Genomic DNA, 23,957 nt, shown 5'->3' with positions numbered 1-23,957 from the left:
CCGCAGAGCGGGAGCAAGCGCCGGAAAGAAAGGGAATTTGATCCTGCGATCCGCCTTCCAATATAGTGATGACGCAACGGCGACAGGCTGAAAAAAGTGGAGAAAGCGCTTGAAAGGAAGTAAACACGCACTGAACTGGACCACGCTGCTGGTCGCGATCCCGGTAGGCCTGGCGGCGTCGCTGGTGACGCTGGCGTTTCGCGGCATTATCGAACTGATTAACCGTCTGCTGTTCGGCAGCAGCAATGAGATCACCGTGGCGATGCACGCCTGGCCGTGGATCTTCTGGCCGCTGCTGGTGGGGGCGGGCGGTGTGCTGGCGGGTTTTTTCCTGCGTTATGCGGTGAGCATCGAACAGCAGCAGACGGTAAAGACTGATTACCTTGAGGTGATTAACGCGCGGCTCGACGCGGTACCGACCCGCACCTCGCTGTTCCGCGCGCTCTCTTCGATCGCCAGTATCGGCTCGGGCGCCTCGATCGGTAAAGAGGGACCGATGGTGCAGCTCTCCGCGCTGTGCGGCAGCGTGCTGGGGCGCTGGATGCCCGCCTCGCTGAATATGAAAAACAGCGACGTGGTGGCGATGGCCGCCGCCGCCGGACTCTCGTCGGTCTACCATGCGCCGCTGGCGTCGGCGATCTTCGTCGCCGAGATCGCCTTCGGCATCTCGGCGCTGCAGCGTCTGATCCCGCTGGTCATCGCCTCGTCTGTCGCCGTGATGACCATGTGGTCGCTGGGCTTTCGCAACGCGCTCTATCCGCTGGCGGACGCCAGTTTTCAGATGGACATCAGCAGCCTGGTGGTGACGGTGGCGATAGGTCTGATCGCCGGGCTGGCGGGCTGGCTGCTGATTAAGCTTATCGCGCGCAGCAAGGCGCTGTTCAGCCATATCCGTTCGCTGCCGCTACGGCTGGGCGCGGGCGGGCTGGCGGTGGGCGTGCTGGCGCTCATTTCTACCGATATTCTCGGCAACGGCTACGAAGTGATCGTTAAAATCATGGCGGGCGATTATCTGCTGCCGGGTTTGCTGCTGCTGCTGGTGCTGAAGACGCTGGCGACGACGCTGTCGGTCGGCTCCAACGCGGTGGGCGGGCTCTTTACGCCATCGCTGTTGATCGGCGCGCTGCTCGGCGTGGCGCTGGCGACGCTGGGGGCGGCGCTCCATCTGCCGATCGGCAACGTGCTGCTCTATGCCGCCATCGGCATGGCCGCGGTGCTGGCCGCCGTCAGCCAGGCGCCACTGATGGCGATCCTGATGGTGCTGGAGATGACGCTTAACAGCACGCTGCTCTTTCCGGTGATGATCGCCGCCGTACTCGCCTCGATGGTGGTCTATCGCCTGCAGTCCGCCAGCACCTACCCGGTGGTCGGCAATCACTTTAACCGCTCAGAAGCCAAATATGACTTCGACAATATGCGCGTGGCGGAGCTGATTATTCCCGGCGCGGCGCTGCAGCCGCAGGAGTCGGTCGGCCAGGCGCTGGCGGTCAGCTCGCTGAAGCGCGAGCGCTACGTCTACGTCATCAACGCGGCGGGTGCCTTTCTCGGCGTGGTCTCGATTCACGACATCGCACGTAAGGTGCTGGCGCAGGAGATCACGCTGAATTCGCCGGTCGCCACGGTGATGGACGACAACTTTCCCGTCGTCTACCAGAATCAAAGCATGCGTGAAGGATGGGAGGCGTTCGCCCGCGTAACGCTGGAGCGGCTGCCGGTGCTCAACAATCCGCAGGAGAAACGCTTTCTCGGCGCGCTGACCAAAACCAGCCTGATCCAGAAAGCGCAGGAGTTTCTCTAGGCCGCGTTGCCGCGCATCGCCTGATCCGTCATCCAGAGCCGGGCGTCAAACTCCAGCTGATGGTAGTTCGGCTCCATATGGCAACAGAGCTGATAGAAAGCCTTGTCGTGATCCTTCTCTTTCAGGTGCGCCAGCTCGTGCACCACGATCATGCGCAAAAAAGGCTCCGGCGCGAGGCGGAAAAAGGTGGAGACGCGGATCTCCGCTTTGGCCTTGAGGTTGCCGCCCTGGACGCGCGACACCGCCGTATGCAGGCCCAGCGCATGTTTCATGACCTTGATTTTATTATCCCAGATCACTTTACTGATCGGCGGAGCGTTGCGCATAAAGCGATTCTTCAGCGCCTGGGTATAGTCATATAACGCTTTATCGCTGACGATATCGTGCGTGTCGGGGTAGCGCTGCTGCAAAAAAGCGCCAAGCTTTTCATGGTCGATCAGCGTCTGAACCTGCTGAAGGATGTTCTCAGGATAACCCTGCAGATAGATAAGTGAGGACATTAGGGATTCCCGGCGAAAGACAGTATACTGCGCCCCCCTTTTGGGGCGTAAAACAGCCAGATTGTACCAGCCGGAGAATTCATGAGCCAACTTGAACTAGTCGATCGCACCCTGATCCTGCATCGTTTCCCGCAAATGCGTGAAGAGAGTCCGCTTCAGGCGTGGGACGCGGCGGATGAATATCTGCTGCAGCAGTCGCTGCCGGAAGGGCCGATCCTGGTGTTCAACGACAGCTTCGGCGCGCTCACCTGTGCGCTTAATCCGCGTCCGGTCTGGCACGTCAGCGACTCCTGGCTCAGCCAGCAGGCGACGCGGCAAAACCTGCGTCTTAACGCGCTTGACGACGGCGAGGTGCATTTTCTCAGCAGCCTCGATGCGCTGCCCGCCGCGCCAGCCGCCGTGCTGATTAAGGTGCCGAAAACCCTGGCGCTGCTGGAGCAACAGCTGCGCGCTCTGCGAGAGGTCGTGACCGCCGATACGGTGATCCTGGCGGCGGCGCGCGCCAAAGAGATCCATAACTCCACGCTGCAGCTGTTCGAGAAGATCCTCGGCGAAACCCGCACCTCGCTGGCGTGGAAAAAGGCGCGTCTGATCTATAGCCACTTCAGCGCGCCCGCGCTGGCACCGCAGGCGGCGACCACCGTCTGGCCGCTGGATGAGACGCCCTATCAGATCCACAACCACGCCAACGTCTTCTCCCGCACGTCGCTGGATATCGGCGCGCGCTTCTTTATGCAGCACCTGCCGGAAAATATCGAGGGCGAGATTGTCGATCTCGGCTGCGGCAACGGCGTGATCGGCCTGATGGCGCTGGAAAGCAATCCGCAGGCTGAAGTGCATTTTCTCGACGAGTCCTATATGGCGGTGGCGTCGAGCCAGCTTAATGTTGAGGTGAACCGTCCGCAGGACCTGACGCGCTGCGTATTCCGCGTCAACAACGTGCTGAGCGGCTACCCTTCAGATCGCCTGCACGCAGTGCTCTGCAATCCGCCTTTCCACCAGCAGCACGCCGTAACCGATCATCTGGCATGGCAAATGTTCCGCGACGCCAAACGCTGCCTGCAGTATGGCGGCGAGCTGCGCATCGTCGGCAACCGCCACCTCGACTATCATCACAAGCTGAAAAAGCTGTTCGGCAACTGCACGCTGGTGGCGTCGAACCAGAAGTTCGTGGTGCTGCGCGCGGTAAAGATGCGCTGATCAGATAGTCAGCGCCAGCTGTACGGCCTGGGCGATTGCCCGGCGCGCGTCTAGCTCCAGCGCCACGTCGGCGCCGCCGATAAGGTGAACGGCTTGGCCGCGTGCGCGCAGCGCGGCTTCTAGCTCGCGCTGTGGCTCCTGCCCAGCGCAGATAACGACGTTATCCACCGGCACGCACGTCACCGCGCCGTCGCGGCGCAGGTGCAATCCCTCATCATCAATCGCCAGATACTCTACGCCGCCCCACATGCGCACGCCGCGCGCCTGCAGCGTGGCGCGATGGATCCAGCCAGTGGTTTTACCCAGCCCCGCGCCCGGTTTGCCCGGTTTACGCTGCAACAGCCAGATAGCGCGCGTAGCGGGCAGGGGCTGCGCGGGCTGCAGGCCGCCGCGCTGCGTCAGCGTCAGGTCGATGCCCCATTCGCGGCAAAAGCTTTCTGTCGTCTGCTGCTCCGCAGGCTGAGAGAGATACATGGCGGTATCGAAGCCGATGCCGCCCGCGCCAATAATGGCGACGCGTTGGCCTACCGGTTTTTTATCGCGCAGCACCTCGAGGTAGCTGAGTACGCTGGGGTGATCGATACCCGGAATATCCGGCGTGCGCGGCTGGATGCCGGTCGCCAGCACTATTTCGTCGGCATCCTGCAGGCTCTCCGCCGTCGCGCGATAGCCGGTACGCACCTCGACGCCGGCGGCGGCGAGCTGGTGGGCGAAATAGCGTAAGGTTTCGCTGAACTCAGCTTTGCCAGGGATCTGGCGCGCGATATTAAACTGGCCGCCGATCTCTGCAGCGGACTCATAGAGCCGCACGCGATGACCGCGCTGCGCCGCCTGCAGCGCGAAGGCCATCCCCGCCGGACCCGCGCCCACTACGGCGATCTGCTTCGGCGTTGCACAGGGCGTAACCGGCATCAGCGTTTCATGACAGGCGCGCGGGTTCACCAGACAGGAGGTGATCTTGCCGACAAAAATCTGGTCGAGACAGGCCTGGTTGCAGGCGATACAGGTATTGATGCTCTCCGCCGCGCCACGCGCGGACTTACTGACGAAGGCGGCATCGGCGAGAAACGGACGCGCCAGCGACACCATATCGGCACAGCCGCTCTGCAACAGCTGCTCGGCGACCTGCGGGTGGTTGATGCGGTTGGTGGCGATCACCGGCGTCGAGACATGCTGGCGCAGCCGCTGCGCCGCCGAGGCGAAGGCCGCGCGCGGCACTGAGGTGGCGATAGTGGGAACGCGCGCTTCGTGCCAGCCGATGCCGGTATTGAACAGGGTAACGCCGCACTTCTCCAGCTCCTCGGCCAGCGCCAGCGTCTCTGCCAGCGAGCTGCCATCTTCTACCAGATCCAGCATCGACAGGCGAAAAATCACAATAAAGTCGCGGCCCACGGCGTCGCGTATCGCCCGGGTAACGGAGAGGGCAAAGGCCTGACGGCGCTGTGCGTCGCCGCCCCAGCGGTCGCTACGCTGGTTGGTGCGCGGCGCTAAAAACTGGTTAATCAGATAGCCTTCAGAGCCCATGATCTCCACGCCGTCATAGCCTGAAAGCTGGGCGAGCCGTGCGCAGCGGGCGAAGTCGCTGATGGTTTGCAGGATCGCCTGCTCATCCATCTCCTGCGGCAGAAAAGGGTTAATGGGTGCCTGGATCGCCGAGGGCGCGACCAGATCTTTTTGATAGCTGTAGCGGCCGGTATGCAGGATCTGCAGGGCGATTTTGCCGCCTTGCGCATGTACGGCGTCGGTAATCTGGCGGTGCCAGCCGCACTGGTCAGGCGAGATGAGCATCGCGCCATGCTTCATGGTGACGCCCTGCGCATCGGGCGCTACGCCGCCGGTAACAATCAGTGCGACCCCTTCGCGCGCGCGTTCGCCATAAAAAGCGGCGAGACGCTGCGCGCCGTCGGGATGCTCTTCCAGCCCGGTATGCATCGATCCCATCAGGAAGCGGTTGCGCAGCCGGGTAAATCCCAAATCGAGCGGGGCGAACAGGGCAGGGTAGGCGTGACTCTTCACGGCGGCATCACTCAGGTTAAGTGGTCGGATGAGTGTAATGTAGCTGCCGTGATGTTAAAAAAAAGTGAAAGTTTACCGCGCTGTGAGGCGCATCAAAAAAGCGGGCCTTAGCCACCCCGACGGCGTATCCATGAAAAGCGCGACTGATAGCCGCTGTTAAAGTGGGTGTTGCGGCGATAGCTGGCGCCGTTTTCCGCCATGCAGTAGGTGCAAAAACCGACGTTTTCGATATGTGCCGCCGGCACGCCTGCTTTCAGGAGTATTTCCGTCGCCAGCTGTGGCAGATTGAACCAGATGCCATGCTGCGTAGCCTTCGCCTGCGGCCTGACGGCGAAAGGATTATGCGGCTGCTCGCGGTGCCAGCAGTGTGACAGCGAGCCAGAGAAGCTTTGCGCGATCGACGACAGCATCTCCTCGCCCAGTTCGTAGCAGCAGGGCGCGATGGCCGGGCCGATGGCGACATACAGGCCATCCGGCGAGGCGCCATCTTCGCATAGCCGCTCCACGGTGCGATCCAGTATGCCCGCCAGCGTGCCTTTCAGGCCCGCGTGTACCGCCGCCACGCGCCGTTGCTGCGTATCAGCGATGAGCACCGGCAGGCAGTCGGCGGTGTAGACCGCTACCGGCCGCTCGCCAAAGCCGATAATGCCATCCGATTCGCAGCTTTTCGGCGGCACGTTGGCCGCGTCATCTACCACCGTCGCGCTGTGGCGCTGATGGCCGTAAGCGACATCGTCGGGCGGCGCTTCGCCTGCGGGCTGGAAGGCATATTCAACCCACTCCAGCGCATCAAGCAGGGTAGAGCGTACGCGGATTCCCATATGAATCTCCTCTGAGGCGTTTGGCTGCATTCAGCTTAGGTTAACTGCTACATTTTGAAAGCGTTACCCTCTTCTACTTTTCCGGCTTAAGGATAACAAGATGAAAATGACCGCAACGCTGCTGACCAGCGGCCTGATGGCGCTGATGCTGTCGGGCTGCGCCTCGCAGTCGGCGCAAAATGCGCAGCAACAGCTCGGCCAGCAGTCAGTGATGGCACTTAACTGGTTTCAGCAGTCCGGCGAGTATCAGGCCCTGACGTGGCAGGCCTTCAACGGCGCGCGTCTCGCCTTTGACGCCGCCCCGTCGCTGACCGGCAAGCCTAAGGCGGTGATCGTCGATCTGGATGAGACCATGATCGACAACAGCGCCTACAGCGCCTGGCAGGCGAAAAACGGGCAGCCGTACAGCGCGCAAAGCTGGTCGGCATGGACCCGGGCGAAGCAGGCGCTGGCGGTGCCCGGCGCGGTCGATTTCGCCCGTTACGTTACGTCACATGGCGGCACGCTATTCTATGTGTCTAACCGCGACCAGAAGGATTATGACGCCACGGTTGCCAACCTGACGCAGCTCGGATTCCCGCAGGTTAACCCGCAGACCGTACGTCTCAGCAGCGGCAGTTCAAACAAGCAGGCGCGTTTCGACGCTATCAAAGCGGCGGGCTATAACGTCGTGCTCTACGTCGGCGATAACCTGAATGATTTCGGCGAGGCGACCTGGCATCAGGACAATGCGCAGCGTCGCGCCTTTGTCAGCCAGAATCACACGCTTTTCGGCACCCGGTTTATCGTCTTGCCGAATCCGCTCTATGGCGACTGGGAGAGCGGCATGGCGGAGAATTACAATAAGCTGACGCCGCAACAGCAGCTTTCAACGCGCGATGCGCGGCTGAGGGCATGGAACGGTAAATAATTCGTCAAGCGAAAGAGCCTGCAATAACAGGCTCTTTATTTTTGCCGCTGATATTTACGTTCAGGAGGGATTATTTCACTGCAAACTAATTTAATTATCTCTTACTTTTAAAGCGGCGCTTATTAAGCGCATTACACTGCTTTTTTTGCTGATCGCCAGTTTTAATCGCTACTGGTTAAGAAATTAATTCGGAATTTTCCGTAATAAAGTGCCGTTGCTAATTGAGTGCGGGCAACAGTCCAGCAAAGCTAAGTGTAATTATTTGTCATTGAGAAAGGCTTTTTAATTATGTTGTTATTTTAATGGATTGATATTTATAAAATTTATCAATTGATATTTAGCGTCGTTAATTTTATCAGCTTAATCAGTTTTACCTTTAATTTACCGTAACTGAATTAATGCTTACAAACCTCGTGCCGTTCTGGCTTATAAAAAATTACGCATGCTTAATTAAGCATAAAGAGCTATAAACAATTTCTGTGATGAACTGCGCTCTTTTCCTGACAGCCAGTCGTTAACTGTGAGCCGGTTCACTCCTTTGTTCGCCTGTGTATTTCCTTCCCGGTTGTTGAGAGAGACGAATGTGACGACACTGAAACCTTTATTAGCGAAAAATCGCAGCTGGGCGCTTCAGCGCCGCGAACGTAATCCTGACTATTTTGCACAATACCTCCATCAACAAAAACCACACTCACTCTGGATTGGCTGCTCAGACAGTCGCGTACCGGCCGAGGTTCTGACCGGTTCCCATCCTGGCGAACTCTTTGTCCATCGCAATATCGCCAATATGGTGGTCGACGGCGACGACAACCTGATGAGCGTGCTGCAGTACGCCATCATTTATCTCGGCGTAGAACGCATCGTGCTGTGTGGCCATTACGGCTGCGGCGGCGTTCAGGCGGCGCTTACCCTGCCGCAAAGCCCGCTGGCGCAGGAAACCTCAGCGCTGGCGCGGCGTATCGCCACGCTGCGACAGGCGCTGGGCGCCAGTTTGCCCGATGAACAGGAAGCAGCAGCTGAGACGTTAAACCAGCTGGTTGAGGTAAACGTGTTAGCGCAGTTCTCCCGTCTGGCCGCTACCGCGCCGGTGCGCGACGCGTGGCGAGCGGGCCAGACATTAGATCTCTTCGGCTGCGTTTACGATCTGCAGTCGGGCCATCTCAAAGAGTTAATCCAGCAATCTGCAGAGGAATCTTCGCCATGAATGTGAATACGCTTCGTCAGGATATTCCTGCCGGTCTGGTGGTCTTTCTGGTGGCGCTGCCGCTCTGTCTCGGCATCGCGCAGGCGAGCGGGCTGCCGCCGTTTGCCGGCTTGCTGACCGGCGTGATCGGCGGGCTGCTGGTCACCGCGTTAAGCCCTTCACGCTTTGCCGTGAGTGGCCCGGCGGCGGGGCTGGTCACTATCGTCGTCGCCTCGATTGAAACGCTCGGCAGCTTCAGCGCTTTTCTTACCGCGCTGGTGCTGGCGGGCCTGATGCAGTGTGGCCTGGGCCTGCTGCGCGCCGGCCGGTTTATCTCGCTGGTGCCAGGCAGCGTGATCAAGGGAATGCTGGCGGCCATCGGTATTCTGCTGATTATCCAGCAGATCCCGGTGGCGTTCGGCATTGAGGGCGATGCGGGGCTGGCGGGGTTCGCCAGCGGGGCCGCTGCCTTCTCCGCGCCTGCGATGCTGGTTGCTGGCGGCAGCCTGGCGATCCTGTGGTTATGGACCACGCCGCTGATAAAGAAGGCTGGCGCGCTGGGCTGGATACCCGGTCCGCTGGTCGCGGTGCTGTTTGGCTGCGCCGCGACGCTATTCGGCGGGCGGCTGATGCCGGAGAGGGCGAACGAGCTGTCGCGCATCGCGCTGCCGTCGTTCGACAGCCTCTCAGCGCTGACGGCTCAGCTGGAGAGTCCAGCCTGGACGGCGTGGCAAAACCCGTCGGTCTGGGTAGTGGCGGTAACGCTGGCGCTGGTCGCCAGCCTGGAGACGCTGCTGAGCCAGGAGGCGCTGAAGAAGCTGCGCCCGCAGAACCCGCCGCCATCGCCCAACCGGGAGATGTTCGCGCAGGGCATCGGCAATCTCAGCGCCGGTCTGCTGGGCGCCATGCCGATTACGGCGGTGATCGTGCGCAGCTCGGTGAACGTCAGCACTGGCGCGCAGAGCAAACTCTCTGTTCTTATTCACGGCGTGCTGCTGTTGATCTGCGGATTGTGGTTCAGCAATCTGCTGAACGCCATTCCGCTGGCCAGCCTGGCGGCGGTATTGCTCTATACCGGCTATAAGCTGGCGACACCGCGCCTGTTCGTTGAGCAGTTCCGCATGGGGGCGCAGCAGTACGTGCCGTTCCTCGCCACCATCGGCGGCATTATTCTGTCTGGCATGCTGATGGGCATTGGTATCGGTCTGGCGACGCAGATGCTTATTAGCCTGTATAAGAGCCACCGCAATGCGCTACAGCTGACCCGCTATGACGATCACTATGTGCTGCGCTTCCAGCAGAATCTGACCTTTCTGCATAACCCGAAGCTACAGGGGCTGCTGGCGGAGATCCCGGAAAACAGCGTGGTGATTGTGGATCACGATAACGCCGAGTATCTGGATCCAGACGTAAAAGCGGTGCTGAAAGATTTCGGCGACAGCGCGGATAAGCGCGGCATTCGCCTCAGCCAGTGGCCGGTAGCGGTCAAGTAAGGGGGGGAGCCTGCCAGTCAGGTGCTTACGCGGGTGACATGGCCCGATCGCAAAGACACAAAAGACGGCATCCCTGCCAGCTCGTCCCGCGACATCCTTGTCGCGGGACGCTTTGCTCCTCAGTCCATGTCACCCGCCAGTTGACTCCTTAACCGTCTGAAAATCAGATATCTCGGATGGCCGTTTTTTTTATTTAGGGCATAATTGGCGCGCCGAAAGCCAGACGGCGTAACCCAGATGATGAGTAGCGTCGATCCCTGCCGTTTATTCGCTGAATTGCCCGGACGGCGAATGCGGTTTAATGGCGTGCGGCGATCGTCCGGGACGGGCAGGGAGCGGAGAATTTACAGGCTACAGGGTTCAGACCTATGCGCGTTAAGCTGTTTGCAGAGCACAAGGCTACAAAGAATGTCTTATCGCTGTTTCTGATCACCCTGCTGTTTTGCTTTTTAGGCAGTCATCTGCGTATTCCCGCCGAGCTATCGCTATTCTGGCCGGTGAACGCCATCGTCGCCGCCGTTATCGTCCGTCATCCTTTTCTGCATCGCTTTCGCTACTACCTCACCAGCTTCGCCGCCATGGTGGTGAACGACACGGTTTTTTCCGGCTGGGCGTGGCCCGCCGTCACGCTGAACGTCGCTAACCTGCTGTTTATCTTTATTTCTGTCTCTATGCTGGTAAAGCACTACCTGCGCGACGCCGACCGCAGGCAGATCAGCAACGCGCTGCGCATCTTTCCCGCCTGTCTGCTCGCCGCCTTCGCATGCGCCACCTGGGGTGGGCTGGCACAGAATATGAGCTTCGATGCCCGCTTCGCCACCGCCTGGAGCGACTGGTTCAGCGAACAGTTATCCACCGGCCTGATGCTGCTGCCGTTTTTACTGACGCGCAGCTGGCGCAGCCTGTCGGTCGCCGCGCCGCTCTCACCGGGCAAATGGCTTCCGCTGCTGAGCGTCGTGCTGTCACTGGTGGTCGGCGCCATGATCGGCGGCGCGGGCAGCCTGACGTTTCCGGTTCCGGCGCTGATCTGGTGCGCCATCGTGTTGCCGATCCCGGTAACCAGCCTGGTGATACTCCTGGCCGGCATCAGCGAAATCGTGCTGGTCTCGCACGGCGTGATGAATATTCAGGGCAACGACAACCTGCTGCCTTTAAGCCACCTTACTTCGGCGCGCCTCGGCGTGGCGACCGTCGCCATCAGTCCGCTGATCGTCGCCGTCAGTATGGATGCGGTGCGCCAGCTTAACCAGCGGCTCGCTTTGCGCGCCAACTACGATTTTCTGACCCAGCTGCTGTCGCGCTCCGGGCTTTACGAGAGCCTGAAAGAGGAGCCGTTCTCTGCCGGGCGTAGCGTCGGCGTGATCCTGCTTGATATCGACTATTTCAAAACCATCAATGACAACTTCGGCCATGACGCTGGCGACGGCGTACTGGAGGAGATCGCGCTGCGGATGCAAAAAGTGGTGGGTAAACAGGGCCTCATCTGCCGTTTCGGCGGCGAAGAATTCGCTATCGTGCTGTTCGACGCCCGGCCTGAACAGCTTTACCGGCTGGCGGAGGCGGTGCGGCAGGCGATAGGCAAAGAGAAGTTCTGGCTGCAGGGCAATACCGTTACCGTAACCGCCAGCCTGGGGCTGGCGCAGGGAAGGGCGGGTGAAGAGCGCGGCTGGCACAGCGTGGTGAATAAGCTGATCTCCGCCGCGGATAAAAATCTCTATCTTTCCAAACGCAACGGGCGCAACCAGACTTCGCCCGCCTGGCGCACCCTGACGCTGGCCAGCGACGTGGCGTAAATCACCCCGTCGCGCTCACGCTTACACGCTGCTTTTTAACTGGCTGGTCTGCTGATGACGCTCCAGCGCCAGCTCAATCAGGCGAGTGATAAGCTCGCGATACTCTAGTCCCGCCGCCTGCCACAGCTTGGGATACATGCTGATGTTGGTAAAGCCGGGCAGGGTATTCACCTCGTTGACGATAATCTCGCCTGCGTCCGTCAGGAAGACGTCGACGCGCGCCATGCCGCTGCACTCCAGCGCCTGAAACGCCTTGATCGCCACGGCGCGGATCGCCTCGCTGCGCTCAGCGTCAATGGCTGCAGGCACCTGCGTCCGCGCGCCGGTTTCGCTGATATATTTGGTCTCGTAGGAGTAGAAAGCGTCGTGCACCACTATTTCGCCGCACGGGCTCGCCTGCGGTTCATCATTACCCAGCACGGCGCACTCGATTTCACGGCCTTTGATTCCTTTTTCAATCAGCACCTTGCGGTCAAAGGTGAAGGCGAGATCCAGTGCGCTATCGAACGCTTCGACAGTGTCGACTTTGCTGACGCCGACCGATGAGCCCTGATTGGCCGGTTTGATAAACAGCGGCAGGCCCAGCTGCGCGACTACCTCAGACGCCTGGATGCGCGACCGCTGCGCCTGCGTCACGCTAATCCAGGGCGCAACCTGCAGCCCGGCGTCGCGCAGCAGACGTTTGGTGACATCTTTGTCCATGCTGACCGCCGAACCCAACACGCCAGAGCCGACAAAGGGCAGCGACGCCATACGCAGCAATCCCTGCAGCGAACCATCTTCACCGAGCGTGCCGTGCACGATAGGAAAAATAACATCGATCTGCGACAGCGCGTGGCCGCTCTGGCGGGCGATCACCTGCTGCTGCGACTCGCCCGGCACCAGCGCCACGCTTTCGCCGCCGCGGTTGAGCGCGATAAGCGCCGGATCCTGTGCGTTGATCAGAAAGTTCGAGGCGTCATTCAGATGCCACTGACCCTGTTTATCAATGCCTAACAGCACCGGCTCGAAACGCGTTTTATCAATCGCATCAAGGATATTTTTAGCTGACTGTAACGATACTTCGTGCTCGGCCGATTTGCCGCCGAACACAATGCCTACCCGCAGTTTTGTCATTAGAGCTTGCCTGAAAGATGTTGCGAAACCCACAAGATAACACGCGGATTTCGCCCTGTAACGGCATCGCGCGGGGCGCTTACTTTAACGCATCAGCGAGCAGGTTGCGGCACTGAGTGGCGTCGGCGCTGGCCTGCGTCTTTTGTTCTGCGCTCAGGCTCTGCCAGGCTTTGACCACCTGTTCGCCGAGGCGCGGCTGGAAATGGATTTTCTGCAGGGCGTAGTCGGAGTTACCGCCTTCAATAACGGTGCGCATATCCGCCACAAAGCGGCTGCTCTCTTCATGGTGAATGGCGCAGAACACCGAGACGTAGTAGGCCTCGTCCTCTTTGCTGTAGTGCGGCGTAAGCCAGTACCAGGCGGCGGCTACGAAGAGAATAAGAAGCGGAAGAATGATTTTAAGTCTGGAAGTCATGGCTATGAATTATGCTCGCTGGTGCAAAGCGGGGGAGTATAACGCGGATCGCGGGGCCTGAGATCGGTACGGTAAAGGGCTGCGCTTATCGACTGGGAAAGCGCACCGCTTTTAAATCAACGTCATCACGACAATTCCCGTCGCGGAGATCTCATTCAGCGCGCATTCAAACTCTGCATCGCCGCCGCTAATCCTGACGCGACCGCCGGGCAGACGAGAGAGATTGCGCAGGCTGGCCATGCCTTCAATATCCAGCAGCCATTTCCCGTCCACGACCGTCTTATAGCTGCGGTTAATGATGTACTGCTGCTCGCCTTCGATTACCGCCAGCAGGTCGCTGTTAGCGGCCACCTTACCCAGAAAAAGTTTGTTTTCCAGAGTCACAAAATCAACAGGCCTGAGTTCACCATTTGTTAATTTTACCCGCTCAATGTCCGTCAGACTTTTTAGCGGGCGATTTTCATTGCCCTTTTCCGCTGCCAGCGATTGTACTGCACTTGGCGGGTTGCCCTGACCATAGAGGATCCAGTTCAGCTCGGCATCTGTGTCAATCAGGCATTGCACCACCAGATCGGCGGGGAAAGCGTCTCTTTTATAACGCATTGCCAGGTTGCTTGAGGAGAGGCCGACATGCTCAGCGTACTGTGATTTTTGTTTAAACCCATAGGCCTGAATCAGTCTGTCGAGGATAGCCCCGCCGCTCCCGTTAAAATTAGTGACTAACATTTTTGAGCTTCCTCTTGTGTTACTAACATATTTGAATTAGCATCACTGCGTTGTGAATGTTATCGCATATGAGTGACATTACGTTAACTGGAGATGATGCCCTATGAGGCCTGACATTACAAATGCCATAGCTGTCCTCCTTTTATTACGGACCGGCGTAAAACGTCCTGTTTCAGCGCTTTTTGTTAAGGCATACCGCGCGTTAACAGAAGTTTTCGCCGCCGCATGCAGCCGTGCTGCGGCGAAAAAAAGCGTGCTGAAAGGATCGTACCGGGCGACGAAAGGGAGATATTCTTTTTCTGTTAATTTTCAGCCGGTCTGACTCACTTATGATGAATAGCCAGCCTGAACCTGTTGCAGCAATGAGCTTTGACGAGTTTCGTAAAAGCTGGCGTCAGATGCGCAACAACAGCCGTAACCCGGCGCTGGTCGCCTTCAACCGGCAAAACGATGATTTTAAGTTCTGCGTGCTGACGCTGGCGAACCGGGAAAGACCCGGCAGCTTCCGGCTTCACGAGGTCGGCAACCCCTTTGAATCCTTCGATGAGGCCCGGCGTGAGCTGATCATTGCCGCAATGAACAAAATGGTGCGCTGGGGCAGGCTGTTGCCTCGCTCTTTTTCTGACGCAGACCAGTATCTGTCTGAATAACTGACCTTAACCGCACATTGATGACGTCAACCCGTCGGGCCTCGCTTTACCCAAATTCAGGAGAGATGAAATGAGACACCCTAACCCTGACCTTGAAACCGATGCGCTGAGCGCCTTGTTAACCGCTGCGCGTTACGACGAACGCAGAGGCCGCGCGCAGGCCGTCGCCGATCGTCTGGCCGCGATGGCGATGCATATCAGCCGCCAGGGACTAAACGGTATTGAGGCCGCCGAACTGATTCGCCATGAAGCGCAGCGCTACCGCGATGAATCACAGGAGCTGCACTGATGGTCGATACCATGGATATAGAGCAGCAGCGTCAGGCGGAGCAGCTGGTGCTGGATATCGCTGCCGTTACCCAACGGCCCAAAGGCATAAGCGCCTTTTTCTGCGAGGAGTGCGACAGCGCCATTCCCGAAGCACGTCGACGCGCCGTCACCGGCGTTTCCCGCTGCGTCGCCTGTCAGGAGATCGCTGAGCTGCGCGGTCGGCACTATCAGGGCGGCATATAATGCAGCGCTACAGCTGGCCCTGGAACGCGCCGCGTAAGGCTATCGCCTCGCCTTATCCCACTCACGCCGAGATGCAACAGCGCAGCCGCCAGATGGCTGCGCTATCACAGGCATGGATCGCGCTGGAGCAGCAGCCAGCGCTGGTGCAGCGCGCCATCAGGCTGCGTCACGCTCAGTTGGAGAGCGGACGAGGCATAGTCTCTGCCGCGGGCTATCTGACGACGACCTTCGCCGATCGCCTGCTGCCGCGTATTGAACAGGTCAGTGCACAGTATCGGCTGGGCGAGATGCGTCGCGGCACCGTCACGTTGCTGAGCGGCCACGCCGTACAGGAAAAAGGCGCCGCCGCTGCGGCAGGTGCGCTGTGGGAACTGATGCGACGTTTTAACCGGCTACCCGATATGTCGCGCGCCGATGTCGATCTGCTGGCGGGCGATATCGCCAGCTTTATCTTTGCCGAGCTGGTACAGCTGCATGCGCAGAACGGCGCGGAATCGGACTGGCGCTATAGCCACCGTCTCTACCTCACCGCCGCAACCATTACCCGTGAGTTCCGCCAGACGCCGCCGCTGTGGCAGAAAGTCACGACGCGCCTCTTCGCGCCGGAAGAGGTTACGCCAGCCATTATGCGGATGCAGGGAGAAACCTGGTGGAAAGGGCGGCTGCGCCGTATCGCCGCCGCCTGGCGCGAGCATCTGCAGATTGCACTGGCGCACGTCAGTAAAAAAAGTTCGCCTTACGCCAGCCGCACGACCATCGCTGAATGGCGCGAGCAGAAGCGCCGCACCCGCGATTTTTTACAGGGCATGGAGCTGGAGGACGAAGAGGGCAACCGCATCAGCCTGATCGACAAGCATGACGGCAGCGTCGCCAACCCTGCGATCCGTCGCTGCGAGCTGATGACCCGTATCCGCGGCTTTGAAAATATCTGCAATGAGATGGGCTACGTCGGTGAGTTCTGCACCCTGACCGCTCCGGCGCGCTATCACGCTACGCTCAGCAGCGGCCAGCATAACCCGAAATGGCGCGGCGCCAGCCCGGCTGAGACGCAGCGCTACCTCTGTCAGCTCTGGCAGAAGGTGCGCGCCAGACTGCATCGCGAGCAGATCCGCCTGTTCGGCATCCGCGTCGCTGAACCACACCATGACGGCACGCCGCACTGGCATCTGCTGCTGTTTATGCGCCCACAGCAGGCCGCGCAGGTACGCCAGATCCTGACAGAATACGCCTGCCAGCAAGACCACGAAGAGCTGACCAGCGAAAAAGCGCGCAAGGCTCGCTTCCACACGACGGCGATCGACCCGCAAAAGGGCAGCGCTACCGGCTATATCGCCAAATATATCGCAAAAAACATCGATGGCTACGCGCTGGACGGCGAGCGAGATAACGAAAGCGGCGAGAGCCTGCGCGACTGCGCGGCAGCGGTTTCCGCCTGGGCGGGACGCTGGCATATTCGCCAGTTTCAGTTTGTCGGCGGCGCGCCGGTGACCGTCTGGCGTGAGCTACGTCGCCTGACGGAGGGAGAGAGCCTGCGCAGTCTGAGCGAGGAGCTGGCCGAGGCGCGCGAGGCGGCGGACAACGGCGACTGGGCCGCCTACGTTAACGTGCAGGGAGGGCCGTTCGTGCGCCGCGACGAGCTGGCGGTGCGCGTCTGGTATCAAAACGCCGAACAACCTAATAGCTGGGGCGAAGAGATCGCGCGCATTAAAGGCGTTTACAGCACCGAAGCGGGCGAAGAAAAACCGCTGCTGACCCGACTGGTGAGCTGGAAGCTGGTGCCGAAGCGTCAGCCAGAGATCGGGAATGTTGAGCCGGAGGCGTCAGCTTGGAGTTCTGTCATTAACTGTACGCGGACGTTAAGTCGGCAAGGCGTATTAGCGCGGTTAAATCATTATGCCGCACCGGCGCCTCAAAAGCGGACAAAACCGCTTCGCAAGGGCGCGTTATGCGAACAAAATGCGCCGCCATAAGGCGCTTTTTCTGCTTTTTTTACCCATTTGACTTAGTGGCACGATCGCTAAAAAAGTCGCTATATCAATAGCCTAAGCAGACGTCATTCAGAACTTAATTTTCTTTATATCAGATTGCATGCTGTGCTACTGTATAGATATACAGTTATAAATTGGGGGAGGGAAAGTGGATACTGATTTACAAGAACAGGTAATGCTTGAGCGTGTTGAGCTCATTGCACGTCTGACCACTGAAGGAGTTTGCAGGGAGCGCGACCGGGAAGTGGCCCTCGCTTTAATCGCCGAGATAGCTGGCGACATGATGATAAAAAACAAGGAATTTGCCGTTTCGTTTGCCGCTATATCCACCAATAAATAACAATGCAGGTATGGCAATGAGATGCGATCGTTTGACTCATAAAAAGCAGCAGATCCCGAACCTTTCCCCTTGATGCTTGCGCCGTCCGGCGACGGCTGACCAGAAGCAATAACGGCACCCTGTGGGTGCCGTTTTTTTTTGCGCTGCGACCTCCCTGTTTACCCATATTCCAGCAGGCGGGCTGGCGTTGAGCCATCGCCCCGTAGCGGAGAGACTGGCTCTGCCGGATGACGAATTCAACGGCGGAGCAGGCTCGAGCCTGCGTTTGCCAACACCACCTTCAACGGGGAAAAGCACAGTGACGCACCATTTTTGCGTACCCGTCAGCGGGCCTGACGGGGAGTTATCGCTATGAATATCTATGCGCTCCAGGGCGATACGGTCGATGAGATCTGCTATCGCTACTACGGCCGTACGCAGCAGGCGGTTGAGCAGGTCTACGCGGCCAATCCCGGCCTTGCCGATCGCGGCGTCATACTGCCGCACGGCTATGCGGTGACGCTGCCGGAGCTGCCGGAGGCCGCTACAGGCGAAACCGTGAATCTGTGGGACTAACGATGGAGAAAACCAGCTCGCTGATTAACTACCTGGTCAGCCTGTTTTTGATGTGGCTGGGCCGTCACACCATCCAGGATATCGCTTTTCTGGTCGGTTCCGGCGTGGCGGTGATCACCCTGATCGTTAACGTGGCGACCTTTTTCATTAACTGGCACTACCGCCGCAAAACCTATGAGCTACAGCGCCAGCGCGCAGGGAGGCACTCTTGAGCCAGACCGCGAAACGCTGCGCCGTGGTCGCCGTGGTGGCGATCGCCGCGCTGCTGCCGCAGTTTTCTACCCTGAAAATCTCCTCTGGCGGGCTACAGCTGCTGGCGGATGCGGAAGGCTGTCGCACCTCGCCCTACCAGTGCAGCGCTGGCGTCTGGACCAACGGTATCGGCCATACCGCCGGCGTCACGCCGCAGAGCGTGGTCAGCGAGCGCCAGGCGGCGGTTAACCTGGTGGACGACCTGATACGGGTCGAACGCCAGCTCTCTCTCTGCGTGCCGGTGAAGATGCCGCAGCCGGTCTGGGATGCGCTGGCGAGCTTCGCCTTTAACGTCGGCGCTGGCGCCGCCTGCCGTTCGACGCTGGTGAGCTACCTCAACCAGCAGCGCTGGCGCGCGGCGTGCGATCAGCTGCCGCGCTGGATCTACGTTAACGGCGTGAAGAGCGCCGGACTGGCGGAGCGGCGCATGCGGGAGCGCGCCTGGTGTCTGCGAGGCGTCGCATGATGCGCCTTTGCGCTGCGCTGCTGGCGCTACTGCTGCTGTTACTTGCCTTCGCCAGCTGGCGCGGCGCAAAGGTCGGCGACCAGCTGCGCGAGGCAAGGCGCGCCAACGCCGCGCTCTCCGCCGATCTCACCAGCCGCGACCAGATTATTGCCCGCCTGACGACCCAGGCGCAGGCGAACAGTAAACGCGAAGCGGCGCTGCGCCTGCAGCAGGATCGCGCCAGCCGCATCGCCCTCAGCCGTGAAGTGCACATAGCGAGAGAAACCGATGCCAGTCAAGCGTTACGCGAGTGGTCTGCTGCCGCTCTGCCTGATGACCTTATCCGGCTGCACAGCCGTCCCGCCTTCGACAACGCCCGCGATTATCTGGGCTGGCTGTCCGCGCGTGAACAGCTGCCCGCTGCCGGGCAACAACCTGCAAACGCAGGGCGATCTGGCGGCAGATAACCGTCAGTTAGAGGCTGCGCTCGTTTCTTGCGGGCTGCAGATTGAAATCATTAAAGAGTGTCAGGAGCAACAGAATGCAGAAACCTCAACAGCTACGCGCGGCGCTCAACCGCAGCGTGCCGCTGCTACAGCAAAACCCTGAGCGGCTGAGCATGGCGATCGCCGCCGGAACAGTGGTATCGACCAGCGCACCGTCGCTCTCTTTCGAGTATCGCTATCAGCTTGCGTTAACGATTGCCGACTACCAGCAGGATGTCGAGGCCGTCATTGTGCCGCTGCTTGTCTGGCTGCGGGATAACCAGCCGGAAATGATGGGCAACGCCGATAAGCGGCGCAGCGATTTTACCTTCACGATCGACGCGTCCGGCGCCCTCAGCATCGGGCTGACGCTGAGCGAGCGGGCGCGGGTAGTGCAGACGGATGACGCGCTGCAGGTCACCTTTCCCGGCGAACCGACGCCGCCGGCTAACGACTATGCGCCGCTGCAGCTCTGGGTGCACGGCGAGCTGGTCAGCGAGTGGCAGCGCTAAAGCTGTCCTGTCATCTCTCAGCGGTCGGCGTCGCGTTGCTGGCCGCATGCACCAGAGGTAACACTAGCGACATGAACGAACATATCAGCGAAATCCTGCGCCTGCTGCGCAACCTTATCCGTATCGGCACCGTCTCGGCGGTTGACCCGCAGAGCGGGCGCTGTCGCGTACGCAGCGGCGACAACGAAACCGGTTGGCTGCCATGGCTCAGCGCCCGCGCCGGACGATCGCGCGCCTGGAGCGCGCCGTCGGTCGGCGAACAGGTGCTGGTACTGAGCCTGGGCGGCGAGCTGAACACCGGCTTTATTCTGCCGGGCATCTTTTCTGACAGCCATCCCGCGCCTTCCGCCTCGGCTGACGCGCTGCACTGGTCGTTTCCCGACGGCGCGGCTATCGAGTACGAGCCGCAGAACGGCGCGCTGAAGGCGAGCGGCATTCAGAGCGCCAGAATTCAGGCGGCGACCAGCATCGTATTTGATGCGCCGCTGGTGGAGTGCACGACAAAGCTGAAAACCGCCACGCTGGAGGTCACCGGTGGCGGGACGTTGCAGGGCACTGTTACGCACAGCGGCGGCAGCCTTAGCTCTAACGGCATCGTGGTCGATGCCCATCAGCATGGCGGCGTGAAGTCGGGCGGCGATCTGTCGGGAGGGCCTCAGTAATGAGTGAAAAATATAGCGGTATGAGCCGCGACAGCGGGGCGGCGCTGGCGGACCTTGAGCATATCCGGCAGTCGGTGCGCGATATTTTGACCACGCCGCTCGGCTCCCGCGTGATGCGTCGTCGCTATGGTTCGCTGCTTTCGGCGCTGATTGACCAGCCGCAAAACCCGGCGCTGCGTCTGCAAATTATGTCCGCCTGTTATATGGCGATTTTGCAGTGGGAACCGCGCATCCAGCTGAGCGCTATCAGCTATGAAGCGTCCTGTGACGGCGGCATGACGGTAGAGCTTACCGGCAGCCGCAGCGATACGACGCAAGAATTTTCCCTGACTATTCCCGTGAGCTGAACCTATGGCAACCATTGACCTGAGCCAGCTGCCTGCGCCCGACGTGGTGGAGACGCTGGATTATGAAACCTTGCTGGCCGAGCGCAAGGCGACGCTGATTTCTCTTTACCCGGCCGAGCAGCAGCAGGCGATAACCCGCACGCTGGCGCTGGAGTCGGAGCCGCTGGTTAAGCTGTTGCAGGAGAACGCCTATCGCGAGCTGATTCTGCGTCAGCGCATCAACGAGGCGGCGAAAGCCAATATGGTGGCGTGGGCGACCGGCAGCGATCTCGACCAGCTGGGCGCCAACAACGGCGTGACCCGACTGACGCTGAGGGCTGCGGATAACAGCACCATTCCGCCGACCGCGGCGGTGATGGAGAGCGACGATAACTTCCGCATGCGCATCGCCGCCGCCTTCGAAGGGCTGAGTGTGGCGGGGCCGAGCGGCGCCTATGAGTATCATGCCAAAAGCGCCGACGGGCGCGTGGCGGACGTTTCCGCCACCAGCCCGGCGCCGGCGGAGGTCGTGATTACCGTCCTGAGCCGCGAGGGTGACGGCACGGCGCCTGCCGATCTGCTGACGATCGTAGCGAACGCGCTGAACGATGAGGATGTGCGCCCGGTCGCCGATCGCGTCAGGGTGCAGGCGGCCGCCATTGTCGATTACCGCGTCGACGCGACGCTCTATCTCTATCCCGGCCCGGAAGCGGAGCCTGTCCGCGCCGCCGCGGAGGCGAAGCTAATCGCCTTTATCAACGCACAGTCACGCCTGGGACGCGATATTCGCCAGTCTGCGCTCTATGCCGCGCTGCATGTAGAAGGTGTGCAGCGCGTTGAACTGGCGCAGCCGACTGAAGATGTGGTGCTGGATAAAACCCAGGCCGCGTACTGCAGCGGCTACAGCATCGCGGTGGGAGGCTCCGATGAGTGATCGGCTGCTGCCGACCGGCTCCTCGCCGCTCGAGGTCGCCGCCGCCGAGGCGTGTGCGGATATCGAAAAGATGCCGGTGCCGCTGCGCCAGTTGTGGAACGCGCAGACCTGTCCGGTCGCGCTGCTGCCTTACCTCGCCTGGGCCTGGTCGGTCGACCGCTGGGATTCCGGCTGGAATGAGGCGACGAAACGCAGCGTTGTTGCCGCCTCGGAGTATGTGCACCGGCATAAAGGCACCATCGGTTCACTTCGGCGCATCGTCGAGCCGCTCGGCTATTTGATCCGTATTACCGAGTGGTGGAAAACCGGCGAAGCGCCCGGCACCTTTCGCCTCGATGTCGGCGTGCTCGATACCGGCATTACCGAGGCGATGTACAACGAGCTGGAGCGGCTGATCGCCGATGCGAAGCCGTGCAGTCGGCATCTGACTGGCCTCTCTGTCAATCTCGATTCCAGCGGAACGCTGCCGGTGGCTGCTGCCAGCTACAGCGGCGACGAGCTGACGGTTTATCCCTACACCCCTGAAATCATCACCGTGAGCGGGCCGGGCTATACCGGCACAGCGGTACATTTAATTGACCTGACGGAAGTGCGCACATGACAACGAAATATTATGCCCTGCTGACTAATCAGGGCGCGGCAAAGCTGGCGAACGCCACGGCGCTCGGCACTAAGCTGCAGATCACGGAAATGGCGGTAGGCGACGGCGGCGGCGCGCTGCCGACGCCGGATGCCTCGCAGACAAAGCTTATCGGCGAAAAACGCCGCGCGGCGCTTAACTCGTTAAGCATTGATGCGGCCAATAGTAGCCAGATTATCGCCGAGCAGATTATTCCCGAGAACGAAGGCGGCTTCTGGATCCGCGAGATCGGCCTGTTCGACGCCGATGGCGTAATGATTGCCGTCGCCAACTGCGCGGAAACCTATAAGCCGCAGCTGCAGGAGGGCAGCGGCCGCACGCAGACCGTTCGCATGATTATCATCGTCAACAGCGCCTCGGCCGTGACGCTGAAGATCGACCCGTCCGTGGTGCTGGCGACGCGTCAGTATGTGGATGACGGGGTGATTGAGGCGAAACAGTACGCCGATAAAGGGCTGGCTGACCACGTTGCGGCGGCAAATCCGCATAAGCAGTATTTGCAGATTGCGAATGCGCTGGCGGAAATTAAGAGCGCGGGGAAGGTGGCGGATGTTCTACAAAACCTTGGTTTAGGAGAAGGCTCTGCGCTGCCGGTCGGCGTACCGGTTCCCTGGCCGTCAGCGACGCCTCCAAACGGGTGGCTAAAATGCAATGGCGCTGCGTTTAATGCTGCGACTTACCCCGCTTTGGCAAAAGCGTATCCTTCACTGAAGCTTCCCGATCTGCGCGGCGAGTTTATACGTGGCTGGGATGATGGGCGTGGAGTTGATGCAGGACGAGCTCTGTTAAGTAACCAGTCCTCCACTGCTATCCGATCAGCGATTCTCGATTATGTAGGCAACGATACCAATGAAGCGGCGTCACTAGCGATTGGTGTCGCTTTTGATAACGCAGATATGACGACAACCACCCAGCCAGCTACGGGGAAAACCCCTAGCAATCAGGTCATTCCTGCGGGCAACCCAGATTCGGGTATACCGGGTACGGTATCAACAGCCGCAGTGAGTACAACTACGGGCTGGTCATGGTGGTTTTCCGTCCGTCCGCGCAACATCACCTTTAACTACATTGTGAGGGCTGCATAATGGCCAAATTAATTTTAGATGAAAACGGCCTGGCAAACGAAGCCGGTATGCTGAACGTTTATAACTATGACGCAAAAAGCGGCGAATTAATCAGCATCACTGAAGAATATTTACCACAGGGCGTAGGGCTGCCGGCAAATGCGACTACCGCTGCGTTGCCAAATTTGACGGCGGGCAGTGTTGCGGTTTTCCGCAACGGTGGCTGGCAAAAAGTTGCTGATCATCGTGGCGAAATAGTTTACGCAACGGCAGATGGTGCTGCCAGAGAGGTGATTGAACTCGGCGACTACCCGGCCAATACTACGTTGCTAAAACCAGCCACTGCCTTCGATAAGTGGAACGGCAGCAAATGGATAACCGATGAGGCGCAACAGCAGGCAGCAGCAGTGCGGAAAGCCGCAGCTGAAAAAACGGCGCGCATCAGCGCGGCGAATACGAGGACCCAGGCATGGCAGACGCAGCTGCTGCTCGGCATCATCACGGATGCAGACAAAGCCACTCTCACGGCGTGGATGAAATATATTCAGGCGGTACAGGCAACAGACCTAACGTCTGCACCCGCCATCAACTGGCCGGAGAAGCCGGAATAAAATAAGCCC

General features: G+C 59.8%; 28 protein-coding genes and 1 pseudogene. 23 read left to right on the top strand and 6 right to left on the bottom strand.

Translation table 11 applies throughout. The annotated features are described in order from the left end of the window. Positions 1-109: 109 nt before the first annotated feature. Positions 110-1,798, top strand: coding sequence for a chloride channel protein (locus tag D7S44_RS11355; protein ID WP_120454913.1), 1,689 nt, complete (start codon positions 110-112; stop codon positions 1,796-1,798). Here D7S44_RS11355 and D7S44_RS11350 read toward each other — a convergent pair. Further along, positions 1,795-2,298: a M48 family metallopeptidase gene (locus D7S44_RS11350; protein WP_120454911.1), complete on the bottom strand. Its 504-nt coding sequence runs from the start codon at positions 2,296-2,298 to the stop codon at positions 1,795-1,797. The two genes, D7S44_RS11355 and D7S44_RS11350, sit on opposite strands and share 4 nt — an antisense overlap. Before the next feature lie 81 nt (positions 2,299-2,379). On the opposite strand from D7S44_RS11350, the gene rlmG reads away from it, so the two are divergent. Next, positions 2,380-3,498, top strand: coding sequence for a 23S rRNA (guanine(1835)-N(2))-methyltransferase RlmG (gene rlmG / locus D7S44_RS11345; protein WP_120454908.1), 1,119 nt, complete (start codon positions 2,380-2,382; stop codon positions 3,496-3,498). On the opposite strand, the gene D7S44_RS11340 is transcribed toward rlmG, so the two are convergent. Continuing rightward, the gene (locus D7S44_RS11340; RefSeq protein ID WP_240629456.1) at positions 3,499-5,514 is read right to left on the bottom strand and encodes an oxidoreductase; all 2,016 of its coding nucleotides are present in this window, start codon (positions 5,512-5,514) and stop codon (positions 3,499-3,501) included. Positions 5,515-5,621: 107 nt separating this feature from the next. Further along, on the bottom strand, positions 5,622-6,335 hold the full coding sequence (locus D7S44_RS11335; protein WP_120454904.1) for a purine nucleoside phosphorylase YfiH/LACC1 family protein: 714 nt from the start codon (positions 6,333-6,335) through the stop codon (positions 5,622-5,624). Between the two features lie 100 nt (positions 6,336-6,435). Here D7S44_RS11335 and D7S44_RS11330 point away from each other — a divergent pair, with 100 nt between their 5' ends. From D7S44_RS11330 to D7S44_RS11315, 4 genes are all read left to right on the top strand, one after another. Next, complete coding sequence (locus D7S44_RS11330) at positions 6,436-7,245, top strand: 5'-nucleotidase, lipoprotein e(P4) family (RefSeq protein ID WP_120454902.1); 810 nt, start codon at positions 6,436-6,438, stop codon at positions 7,243-7,245. Positions 7,246-7,828: 583 nt separating this feature from the next. Next, on the top strand, positions 7,829-8,449 hold the full coding sequence (locus D7S44_RS11325) for a carbonic anhydrase (protein WP_120454900.1): 621 nt from the start codon (positions 7,829-7,831) through the stop codon (positions 8,447-8,449). A 2-nt stretch (positions 8,450-8,451) separates the two neighbouring features. Beyond that, complete coding sequence (locus D7S44_RS11320) at positions 8,452-9,921, top strand: SulP family inorganic anion transporter (RefSeq protein WP_120455122.1); 1,470 nt, start codon at positions 8,452-8,454, stop codon at positions 9,919-9,921. Positions 9,922-10,289: 368 nt separating this feature from the next. Beyond that, on the top strand, positions 10,290-11,714 hold the full coding sequence (locus tag D7S44_RS11315) for a GGDEF domain-containing protein (protein WP_120454898.1): 1,425 nt from the start codon (positions 10,290-10,292) through the stop codon (positions 11,712-11,714). A 21-nt stretch (positions 11,715-11,735) separates the two neighbouring features. Here the strand turns inward: D7S44_RS11315 and ddlA are convergent, their stop codons facing one another. From ddlA to D7S44_RS11300, 3 genes are all read right to left on the bottom strand, one after another. Next, complete coding sequence (ddlA, locus tag D7S44_RS11310) at positions 11,736-12,830, bottom strand: D-alanine--D-alanine ligase (protein ID WP_120454896.1); 1,095 nt, start codon at positions 12,828-12,830, stop codon at positions 11,736-11,738. Between the two features lie 79 nt (positions 12,831-12,909). Continuing rightward, complete coding sequence (locus D7S44_RS11305; protein ID WP_120454894.1) at positions 12,910-13,245, bottom strand: hypothetical protein; 336 nt, start codon at positions 13,243-13,245, stop codon at positions 12,910-12,912. Between the two features lie 111 nt (positions 13,246-13,356). Then, the gene (locus tag D7S44_RS11300; protein ID WP_120454892.1) at positions 13,357-13,971 is read right to left on the bottom strand and encodes a phage repressor protein CI; all 615 of its coding nucleotides are present in this window, start codon (positions 13,969-13,971) and stop codon (positions 13,357-13,359) included. Positions 13,972-14,300: 329 nt separating this feature from the next. Here D7S44_RS11300 and D7S44_RS11295 point away from each other — a divergent pair, with 329 nt between their 5' ends. From D7S44_RS11295 to D7S44_RS11220, 17 genes and pseudogenes are all read left to right on the top strand, one after another. Beyond that, positions 14,301-14,621: a hypothetical protein gene (locus D7S44_RS11295; protein ID WP_240629455.1), complete on the top strand. Its 321-nt coding sequence runs from the start codon at positions 14,301-14,303 to the stop codon at positions 14,619-14,621. Between the two features lie 70 nt (positions 14,622-14,691). Further along, entirely contained in the window at positions 14,692-14,910 is a 219-nt protein-coding gene (locus D7S44_RS11290; protein WP_120454889.1) for a DUF2732 family protein, read from the top strand. After that, a complete protein-coding gene (locus D7S44_RS11285; protein WP_120454887.1) occupies positions 14,910-15,134 on the top strand; it encodes a TraR/DksA C4-type zinc finger protein in 225 nt (74 codons plus the stop codon). Before D7S44_RS11290 ends, D7S44_RS11285 begins: the two co-directional genes overlap by 1 nt. Continuing rightward, a complete protein-coding gene (locus tag D7S44_RS11280) occupies positions 15,134-17,104 on the top strand; it encodes a replication endonuclease (protein WP_120454885.1) in 1,971 nt (656 codons plus the stop codon). Before D7S44_RS11285 ends, D7S44_RS11280 begins: the two co-directional genes overlap by 1 nt. 166 nt (positions 17,105-17,270) lie before the next feature. Next, positions 17,271-17,462 (top strand): hypothetical protein, encoded by a 192-nt coding sequence (locus D7S44_RS11275; protein WP_240629454.1) that lies wholly within the window; start codon positions 17,271-17,273, stop codon positions 17,460-17,462. Between the two features lie 351 nt (positions 17,463-17,813). Then, complete coding sequence (locus tag D7S44_RS11270; RefSeq protein ID WP_120454880.1) at positions 17,814-18,017, top strand: tail protein X; 204 nt, start codon at positions 17,814-17,816, stop codon at positions 18,015-18,017. A 2-nt stretch (positions 18,018-18,019) separates the two neighbouring features. Continuing rightward, positions 18,020-18,229, top strand: a complete 210-nt coding sequence (locus D7S44_RS11265; protein ID WP_120454878.1) for an HP1 family phage holin — start codon at positions 18,020-18,022, stop codon at positions 18,227-18,229. After that, complete coding sequence (locus D7S44_RS11260) at positions 18,226-18,735, top strand: lysozyme (protein ID WP_120454876.1); 510 nt, start codon at positions 18,226-18,228, stop codon at positions 18,733-18,735. Before D7S44_RS11265 ends, D7S44_RS11260 begins: the two co-directional genes overlap by 4 nt. Further along, positions 18,732-19,082: pseudogene (locus tag D7S44_RS11255) on the top strand (Rz-like lysis system protein LysB); the annotation flags it as partial. The gene D7S44_RS11260 and the pseudogene D7S44_RS11255, both read left to right, overlap by 4 nt. After that, positions 19,003-19,323, top strand: a complete 321-nt coding sequence (gene lysC, locus D7S44_RS23890; protein WP_218834524.1) for an Rz1-like lysis system protein LysC — start codon at positions 19,003-19,005, stop codon at positions 19,321-19,323. The pseudogene D7S44_RS11255 and the gene lysC, both read left to right, overlap by 80 nt. Next, positions 19,256-19,711, top strand: coding sequence for a phage tail protein (locus tag D7S44_RS11250; protein WP_120454873.1), 456 nt, complete (start codon positions 19,256-19,258; stop codon positions 19,709-19,711). The genes lysC and D7S44_RS11250 overlap by 68 nt, the downstream gene beginning before the upstream one ends. Before the next feature lie 71 nt (positions 19,712-19,782). Beyond that, on the top strand, positions 19,783-20,373 hold the full coding sequence (locus D7S44_RS11245; protein ID WP_120454871.1) for a phage baseplate assembly protein V: 591 nt from the start codon (positions 19,783-19,785) through the stop codon (positions 20,371-20,373). Then, positions 20,373-20,720 carry a GPW/gp25 family protein gene (locus D7S44_RS11240; protein WP_120454869.1) on the top strand — a complete coding sequence of 116 codons (348 nt, stop codon included), beginning with the start codon at positions 20,373-20,375 and terminating at the stop codon, positions 20,718-20,720. The genes D7S44_RS11245 and D7S44_RS11240 overlap by 1 nt, the downstream gene beginning before the upstream one ends. A gap of 4 nt (positions 20,721-20,724) precedes the next feature. Then, positions 20,725-21,633, top strand: a complete 909-nt coding sequence (locus D7S44_RS11235) for a baseplate assembly protein (RefSeq protein ID WP_120454867.1) — start codon at positions 20,725-20,727, stop codon at positions 21,631-21,633. Further along, positions 21,626-22,234: a phage tail protein I gene (locus tag D7S44_RS11230; RefSeq protein ID WP_120454865.1), complete on the top strand. Its 609-nt coding sequence runs from the start codon at positions 21,626-21,628 to the stop codon at positions 22,232-22,234. Before D7S44_RS11235 ends, D7S44_RS11230 begins: the two co-directional genes overlap by 8 nt. Further along, a complete protein-coding gene (locus tag D7S44_RS11225) occupies positions 22,231-23,358 on the top strand; it encodes a phage tail protein (protein WP_120454863.1) in 1,128 nt (375 codons plus the stop codon). The genes D7S44_RS11230 and D7S44_RS11225 overlap by 4 nt, the downstream gene beginning before the upstream one ends. Continuing rightward, positions 23,358-23,948, top strand: coding sequence for a tail fiber assembly protein (locus D7S44_RS11220; protein ID WP_120454861.1), 591 nt, complete (start codon positions 23,358-23,360; stop codon positions 23,946-23,948). Before D7S44_RS11225 ends, D7S44_RS11220 begins: the two co-directional genes overlap by 1 nt. The last annotated feature ends 9 nt before the right edge of the window (positions 23,949-23,957 follow it).

It is taken from the genome of Pantoea piersonii (assembly GCF_003612015.1).
GTDB classification, from domain to species: Bacteria; Pseudomonadota; Gammaproteobacteria; order Enterobacterales; family Enterobacteriaceae; genus Pantoea; species Pantoea piersonii.
This window is presented reverse-complemented; position numbering and strand designations above follow the sequence as displayed.